10 protein-coding genes and 3 pseudogenes are annotated in these 7760 nt (G+C 39.7%); 8 read left to right on the forward strand and 5 right to left on the reverse strand.

From position 1 onward, the window contains the following. Positions 1–832 (reverse strand): annotated as a pseudogene (locus tag IM319_RS21220) (RNA-guided endonuclease InsQ/TnpB family protein); the annotation flags it as partial. Between the two features lie 237 nt (positions 833–1069). On the opposite strand from IM319_RS21220, the gene IM319_RS21225 reads away from it, so the two are divergent. Both IM319_RS21225 and IM319_RS21230 read left to right on the forward strand, forming a co-directional pair. Next, a complete protein-coding gene (locus IM319_RS21225; RefSeq protein ID WP_287684445.1) occupies positions 1070–3592 on the forward strand; it encodes a glycogen/starch/alpha-glucan phosphorylase in 2523 nt (840 codons plus the stop codon). 180 nt (positions 3593–3772) lie between these two features. Continuing rightward, a complete protein-coding gene (locus tag IM319_RS21230; RefSeq protein WP_287079978.1) occupies positions 3773–4054 on the forward strand; it encodes a hemolysin XhlA family protein in 282 nt (93 codons plus the stop codon). Between the two features lie 111 nt (positions 4055–4165). Here IM319_RS21230 and IM319_RS21235 read toward each other — a convergent pair. Both IM319_RS21235 and IM319_RS21240 read right to left on the reverse strand, forming a co-directional pair. After that, positions 4166–4588: pseudogene (locus tag IM319_RS21235) on the reverse strand (type II toxin-antitoxin system VapC family toxin). Then, complete coding sequence (locus tag IM319_RS21240; protein ID WP_002773298.1) at positions 4575–4835, reverse strand: hypothetical protein; 261 nt, start codon at positions 4833–4835, stop codon at positions 4575–4577. The pseudogene IM319_RS21235 and the gene IM319_RS21240 overlap by 14 nt, the downstream one beginning before the upstream one ends. A 167-nt stretch (positions 4836–5002) precedes the next feature. Between IM319_RS21240 and IM319_RS21245 the strand changes: the two genes are divergently transcribed. From IM319_RS21245 to IM319_RS21260, 4 genes are all read left to right on the forward strand, one after another. Next, positions 5003–5353, forward strand: coding sequence for a hypothetical protein (locus tag IM319_RS21245; RefSeq protein WP_287736842.1), 351 nt, complete (start codon positions 5003–5005; stop codon positions 5351–5353). Next, positions 5313–5519, forward strand: coding sequence for a type II toxin-antitoxin system HicB family antitoxin (locus IM319_RS21250; RefSeq protein ID WP_002766390.1), 207 nt, complete (start codon positions 5313–5315; stop codon positions 5517–5519). The genes IM319_RS21245 and IM319_RS21250 overlap by 41 nt, the downstream gene beginning before the upstream one ends. After that, positions 5509–5730, forward strand: coding sequence for a type II toxin-antitoxin system HicA family toxin (locus IM319_RS21255; protein WP_286827437.1), 222 nt, complete (start codon positions 5509–5511; stop codon positions 5728–5730). Before IM319_RS21250 ends, IM319_RS21255 begins: the two co-directional genes overlap by 11 nt. Positions 5731–6090: 360 nt before the next feature. Then, on the forward strand, positions 6091–6297 hold the full coding sequence (locus tag IM319_RS21260) for a type II toxin-antitoxin system HicB family antitoxin (protein WP_012264985.1): 207 nt from the start codon (positions 6091–6093) through the stop codon (positions 6295–6297). Positions 6298–6319: 22 nt separating this feature from the next. Here the strand turns inward: IM319_RS21260 and IM319_RS21265 are convergent, their stop codons facing one another. Further along, the gene (locus tag IM319_RS21265; protein ID WP_287736844.1) at positions 6320–6550 is read right to left on the reverse strand and encodes a type II toxin-antitoxin system HicB family antitoxin; all 231 of its coding nucleotides are present in this window, start codon (positions 6548–6550) and stop codon (positions 6320–6322) included. Further along, positions 6550–6663, reverse strand: a pseudogene (locus IM319_RS21270) (type II toxin-antitoxin system HicA family toxin); the annotation flags it as partial. The gene IM319_RS21265 and the pseudogene IM319_RS21270, both read right to left, overlap by 1 nt. 315 nt (positions 6664–6978) lie before the next feature. Here IM319_RS21270 and IM319_RS21275 point away from each other — a divergent pair. Together IM319_RS21275 and IM319_RS21280 are read left to right on the forward strand one after the other, a co-directional pair. Then, the gene (locus tag IM319_RS21275; RefSeq protein WP_002773297.1) at positions 6979–7281 is read left to right on the forward strand and encodes a hemolysin XhlA family protein; all 303 of its coding nucleotides are present in this window, start codon (positions 6979–6981) and stop codon (positions 7279–7281) included. 29 nt (positions 7282–7310) lie between these two features. Next, complete coding sequence (locus IM319_RS21280; RefSeq protein ID WP_287736846.1) at positions 7311–7610, forward strand: hypothetical protein; 300 nt, start codon at positions 7311–7313, stop codon at positions 7608–7610. Positions 7611–7760: the final 150 nt, after the last annotated feature.

The following is a 7760-nucleotide window of genomic DNA, read 5'->3' on the forward strand; positions in this document are numbered from 1 at the left end:
TCATAGACTACCAGATCATTAGACTGGACTAACGCCAAAGCGTCTTTAATTGCTTTGTCTTTACGTTGTCTTGATACTTTCAAGTGAAGTTTAGCTACTTTTATCCGTTGCTTGTGATAGTTTTTAGACTGTTTGTTTCCTTGACGAAACTTTTTGGATAATCGTCGTTGTGCTTTTTTCAGTCGTTTTTCTGACTTTCTTAAATAACGTGGATTCTCTACAGTATTGCCTTGAGCGTCAGTATAAAATTCTTTTAACCCTAAGTCAATTCCTGTTATTTGTCCCGTTGGTTTATGGTATTCTTGCCGTTCTACAGCCACGAGAAACTGACAATAATAGCCGTCAGCACGTCTAACAACTCTTACCCGTTTAATCTGTTGTTCTGAATAATAAACTAATGTCTTTTGACTACACCATAAATCAAATTCTCCTGCTTTAAAACCATCAGTAAATCTGATTTTACGTCTATCATCAGATAGCTTATAGCCTGTTAGTTTATACTCAACCGAACGACTATGCTTTTTGAACCGAGGAAAACCTTTTTTCCTGGTATCTTGGCACGACAATTATGGTAAAACCGATTAATTGATTGCCCGGCTCTATCAGCAGCCGATTGACGAGCTTGAGAGTTTAGTTTATTAACCCAAGGTGTATCTTTATTGTTAGCTAGTACAGCACAAAGTTTTTGGAGATCATTGCGGGTTGTCCCTTGATTGTCTAGCCAATAATGAACACAAGAGTTACGCACAAACTGAGAAGTTTTGATAGCTTCATCAAGCTGGTGATATTGCTCTGGTGTTCCGTTTTTTAGCTTTGCTTCTACGACTAGCATCTAACAATCCTCGACCCTTGGCTAGGTTAAGTATAATACAGTTTACACACAGATGGTGGAATTAAACCGATGCTCCGCGGTTGATATTCTGGTCGGATTTCATCCCCCGCAAAGGTGAGTATCTTGTCGAAAAATGTAGCGGGGGTATTCATCCGACATTTTAGGTAAACTATAAGGGATATCGTCATCAGATTCTGAGCGGCGATCGACTCCCGAATATATGGACAACAAAAACCCATGGAGACAACCTCTACCCTAGCTGATGGGCGTGAAGCACTTCAATGCCCCACCCTAATTGAAGACGATCGCACGGGCATGAGTCCCGAAACCCTAAAACGGGCTTTTCTGGACAATCTGTTTTATTTGCAAGGGGTTAACCGCACCAATGCTAGTCCCTACAATTACTATGTCGCCCTTGCCTACACCGTTCGCGATCGCCTGCTGCGTCGTTTTCTGAAATCCACCGACACCTACAAACAAGAAAAAGTTAAACTCGTCTGCTATTTCTCCGCCGAATTCCTCATGGGGCGGTATTTAGGTAATAATCTCGCTAATTTGGGTATTTATGACCTAATCAAAGAGATGATCGAGGAATTAGGTCTTGATTTTGAGGAAATTATCGAACAGGAACCGGATCCCGGCCTCGGAAACGGCGGTTTAGGGCGTTTAGCAGCTTGTTTCCTCGATTCCCTCGCTTCCCTAGAAATTCCCGCCATCGGTTACGGTATCCGCTACGAATTTGGCATTTTCCATCAAATCATCCAAGACGGTTGGCAGGTGGAAATCCCCGATAACTGGCTACGCTTCGGCAATCCTTGGGAATTACCTCGTCCCGATGAAAGTGTGGAAGTAAAACTGGGTGGCCGGACGGAAATCTATCACGATGATAAGGGACAAGAACGAGTACAATGGCTGCCGGAACGTCGGGTTTTAGCCATTCCCCACGATACCCCCGTCCCGGGTTACAAAACCAACACGGTTAACGCTTTGCGTCTCTGGAAAGCAGAAGCGAGTGAATCGTTTAATTTTGAGGCTTTTAACGCTGGGTTATACGATCAATCCGTGGCCGAAAAAATGGACGCGGAAACCATTTCTAAAGTCCTTTATCCCAACGATAACACCCCCGCCGGTCGCGAATTACGTCTCGCCCAACAATACTTTTTTGTGGCCGCTTCCCTGCAAGATTTAATTCGCATTCACCTAAAAAGCCACAAAAATCTGCAAAACTTCCACGAAACCGCCGCTATTCAACTGAACGATACTCACCCCGCCATTGCGATCGCTGAGTTAATGCGTTTGTTAGTGGATGAAAACGGCTTAGAATGGTCAAAAGCTTGGACAATTACCCAAAAAACCTTCGCTTATACCAATCATACCCTATTGCCGGAAGCCCTAGAACGTTGGTCGGCGGATTTACTCGGTAAACTGCTACCCCGACATCTAGAAATTATCTACCTGATCAATCACTTTTTCCTCGATGATGTGCGGACTTGGTTTCCCGATAACGAGGAATTATTGGGCAAATTGTCGATAGTTGAAGAAGCTGGTTGGGGTAATAAACAAATTCGCATGGCTAATTTAGCCTGTGTGGGTAGTCACTCGATTAACGGAGTTGCCGCTTTACACACGGAGTTACTGCAAAAAGACACCCTGAAAGAGTTTGCCATGCTCTGGCCGGAAAAATTCTACAATAAAACCAATGGTGTCACCCCGCGCCGGTGGATTTTATTGAGCAATCCCCAATTATCGGCACTATTTACCGAAAAAATCGGCGATGATTGGTTAAAAGACCTGAAGGAATTGCGAAAACTGGAACAATACCTTGATGATCCCGCATTCCGTCAGCGTTGGTATGAAATTAAACAGGCGAATAAGGCCGATTTAGCGGCTTATATGCTGAAAACCCGCAATATCGAGGTGGATGTTAATTCGATTTTCGATGTGCAGGTAAAACGGATTCACGAATACAAACGCCAACATCTGGCAGTTCTGCACATTATCGCCCTTTATAATCGCATTAAACAGAACCCTCAGATCGATATCGTGCCGCGCACTTTTATCTTTGGTGGTAAGGCAGCTCCCGGTTACTTTATGGCGAAGTTAATTATTAAGTTAACTAATGCTGTAGCTGAAATTGTTAATAAGGATCCTGATGTCAGAGGTCGTTTAAAATTGGTTTTCCTGCCTAACTTTAACGTTTCTTTGGGTCAACGCATCTATCCAGCAGCGGATCTTTCCGAACAGATTTCTACGGCGGGTAAGGAAGCTTCCGGAACTGGTAATATGAAGTTCGCTATGAATGGCTCCCTCACCATTGGGACTCTGGACGGCGCTAATATCGAAATTCGCGAGGAAGCAGGGGCAGAAAATTTCTTCCTTTTTGGCTTGACAGCAGAAGAAGTTTATGCTAAGAAGGCACACGGTTATGAACCGATGAGCTATTACAAAAATAATCGCGAATTGAAGGGAGTGATCGATCGAATTAAGAGTGGTTATTTTAGCCATGGTGACACGGAATTATTCAGGCCGATCGTTGATTCTCTCCTCTACGATGACCAGTATATGCTTTTAGCTGATTATCAATCCTACGCTGATTGTCAGGAACAGGTAAGTCAAGCTTATCGCGATCGGGACAAGTGGACGCGGATGTCGATTCTCAACTCGGTTCGTATGGCCAAATTCTCTAGCGATCGCACAATCTGGGAATATTGTCAAGAGATTTGGAAAGTTAATCCGGTCAAGATTAGTTTAGAGGATTAAAAAACTCGGTCAAGTTCGGGTTTAGTCTTTGACTAGCCCGAATTTTGGAACCGTGGCCACAAAAATGCTTTGTGAAAAGGATGAAATTTATTATTTTTTGCTATCCAAAAACTGGGTCAATACTTTTGAGTTTTAGGGGGAATGATTCGGGGAGCTTTTTTATTATGAGGAAAAATAGAAATGTCAGTGATAATTGAACAAAACCTAGGGGAAATTTTAGCTCAAATTAATCACAAATTAGAGAATTTACAAAAAGATGTTACAGACATCAAAATTGACTTAACAGAAGCTAAGGGGGAAAGACAGGTATTAAAGGTGGAAATCGATAATCTGAAGCAAGATGTTAAGGCGATTAAAAGTTCACAACAGGCTCAAATTTGGACATTAATTGGTATTTTAATTACGGCGGTAGGAGGGTTTTTAGTGGCAGTGGGTAGGTTTGTTATTTCGGGTAATCCTTAATTGCAATACCGTCTAAACTATGATTGAGAGTGATTGAATGATCGACTATGATTAGATTGTTTTTAGACAATCCCACAATCACAAAAATCCTATTCATTTGATTCCCAAGTATTAAGGATATTCTAAGAATAAATTTTGAAAAGTATTGTTATCCTGCCAGCGATAGATTGAAAAATCGCGGCGATCTGATGTTAAAATTCTCCCGTGTCCTAAGTTTTCAGCTAATACTACTAATGAAGCATCAGCTAGATCCATTGGTATATCTTCATAACGTTCCATGAGTTGTTGCATTCGTCTAACATGATTTGATTATAATTCAAATACTTCAAAACCACCCGCTAAGAAATTTTGGATAAATAGCAGTTGAGCATGATTACCGAGACGAGTTAGCAAAAGGTAACAAGTTTCGGTGAAAACACACCAGGTTGTTATTAGGGGTTCTCGCAATCTTTGAATTACAAGCTGTGCTTGCTGATGATGATTATCTTGCTCATTGGCAAGAGCCAACCAGAAGCCTGTATCAACTATAATCATGTTTGGCTGACCATTCTTCCTTCAAGATGGTTTTATAGTTAGTAGAAAGATCGGGCGAACCTTGTCCACACCCAATAAAACCGCTTTCTTTTAGCACTTTAAGAGGCTCTGAGTTACGCGGGTATAGTTTGGTATATTGTTGCTCAATAACTTGATTGAGTAGGGTAGTTATATCCTGATCGCTATGTTGTTGGATGTAGGCGAGTTTTTCCCTTTGTTCTTGGCTAAGATGAATGGTGATGTCCATAGTCTTTGTCCTTAATAATGTCTAAACTATGATTGAGAGTGATTGAATGATCGACTATAATTGGGTTGTTTTTGACAATCATGGGAGTTTATTATATTATATCATAGGGTCGCTCTCTCGAAAAAATTATATTCCATCACACAATCACATCAATCACAGTACAGACAATGAATGAACAACGCGCCCAAGCTTATGTTAATTTAATTGAACAGTTGCTCGCTTGTACTGATGATGAGGAACTCAATAAGATTCTACAAGCTAATCAGGAATTGATTGATCCCGAATTTTTGCAGGTGATGGAAAACTATGGAACAGGGTTAGAAGAACAAGGAAATAATAATCCTGCGGCTTTATTACGGAATATAAGGTATAGAATCTTGTTATGTAGAAGTCTAAAGCATGATCTATATGATTATTTAATTGACTGTCATTCTAGCCTGACATATAATCATGGAAAGCTCAATCAGGAAAGTGAAAATGAGACAGGTATTTACAGCGAGAATTTTTCAAGAAGATAATTGGTTTGTTGCCCAATGTTTAGAGGTTGATGTTGCTAGTCAAGGGGAAACGGAAACCGAGGCGTTAAACAATCTGCAAGAGGCTTTAGAATTACATTTTGAACCGCCTTGTGCGACAGTTATTCCCCAATTACAGAAGATAGAGGTAGAAATCAATGCCGCTTAAGCCTTTATCTTATCGTGAAATTAAACGCAAGTTGGAAGCGGCAGGGTTTGAAGTTGTTAGTCAAAAGGGGAGTCATGTTAAGTTTGCCAAGGATACTCCTGGAGGAAAAAGGACAACGATTGTTCCCTGTTATAAGGAGGTAACAATCGGTACAATTGGCAGTATTTTAAGGCAAGCGGGATTAGGGGTTGATGAATTTGATAGTTTATAACTAGAAATAGACAATTTTATGAATGAACAACGCGCCCAAGCTTATGTTAATTTAATTGAACAGTTGCTCGCTTGTACTGATGATGAGGAACTGAATAAGATTCTGCAAGCAAATCAGGAATTGATTGATCCCGAATTTTTGCAGGTGATGGAAAACTATGCAACAGGGTTAGAAGAACAAGGAAATAATAATCCTGTTGCTTGGTTACGGAATATGGCGCAACAGTTGGGGACATATCTCAACCTTCAAGCGGGAACTATAGAGGAATATCAGGGGTTTTTATTAGAAGTATTACAAGCAGAAGCAGAGATTAATGATGGCCGTGCTATAATAACTGACAACGATTATTATTATAAAAATATGCAGTATAAAGTCAGTCTTAAGCAAACAGAGGAAGGATATGCTGTTTGGTGTCCCGGTTTACCCGGCTGTGCTTCTCAAGGTACGACAAAAGAAGAAGCTCTCAATAATATTCAAGATGCTATTGTGTCTTATTTAGAAGTTGCTGAGGAATTGAATCAAGGTGTAGAATCTTGTTATGTGGAAGTTGAATTAAATCATGCCTAGTCTTCCCGGAATTAATCATCTTTTATCCTGCATTGATGGAGGACGACGATTTAGACAATGGTTTCTCTGGAGTTTTATTTAAAGCTTGACAATCGGCTAAATATTCATCAATTACATCCTGAAAAGATTGCTCTAATTCATCAACGGAAAGACCATCAAAAACAATTATATCTTTTATGTTAATTACACGACCAAAAAATAAACGATCTTCTTCGTCATATTCAATAATTGCTTCATATCCTTTGTATTTCATCAGTCAACTCCTGCATTTATTAAAAATTCACGAATCGCTTTAACTTGATATCTTTTTAATTCTTTTTGAGGATGAGGTGAATGAATATTGAGGGAAAGATCATTGAGATCAAAACGAACTCTTGAATCATCTCCTTAAATCACTATACCTCCTATTGCCTTAATTAATATTACTACATCATCCCAAACAATATTACGTCGAATGGGTTCGGCAAAAATAGCATCATAGGTTTTACGCTGTTTTTTGTTCATTAACCCATAATAATATGCTATAATCCATTATCATCATAATTATTAAAATCATAGTTAAGACAATGGATGAACAACGCAGCCAAGCTTATATTAATTTAATTGAACAGTTGCTCACTTGTGCTAATGATTAAGATATACAATAATATTGACAAGCATCATTATTAGGAGAATCATCAGATGTCAGTTACTATTGAACAAGACCTTAAAGAATATCTCACTAAGTTTGACCAAAGATTTGACAGACTGGAACAAAAGTTAGAAATAATGAATAATCGCCTCACTAATTTAGAAGTTGGACAAGCTAGATTGGAGGAAAAAATCGATAGTTTGGAAAAGGATATTGAAAGTGTAAAAGAAGATACCAAAGAATTGAAAGGCTCTCAAAAGGCACAGATTTGGACGTTAATCGGAATTTTGGGAACGGCTTTACTAGGAACAGTCATTCGCTACATTATTATTCCTTTTCCTCCTCAATCATAAATATAATTATAACAATCACAATCAAAACAATGGATGAACAACGCACCCAAGCTTATGTTAATTTAATTCAACAGTTGCTCACTTGTGCTAATGGTGAGGAACCCAATATTCTGCAAGCAAATCAGGAATTGATTGATCCCGAATTTTTGCAGGTGATGGAAAACTATGCAACAGGGTTAGAACAACAAGGAAATAATAATAATGCGGCTTGGTTACGGAATATGGCGCAACAGTTGGGGCAATATCTCAACCCTCAAGCGGCAAGTATAGAGGAATATCAGGAGTTTTTAACTGTTGGGGACATTGACAACAGGCTAAGGTGTTGTTAGTATATCCAACTTGACATCCTCACCGCCGTAAACGGACGGTGATTCCCAAACCTCACGATTTAGGTTTCTGCTTCTTTCCCTTGCGGGGTTTCGCACCTGCCTTAACAGATTTACTCTGTTCTGGTCTTATGGTCGCTCTACAGACTGACA

It is taken from the genome of Microcystis sp. M113S1, from assembly GCF_020246945.1.
Taxonomy (GTDB): Bacteria; Cyanobacteriota; Cyanobacteriia; order Cyanobacteriales; family Microcystaceae; genus Microcystis.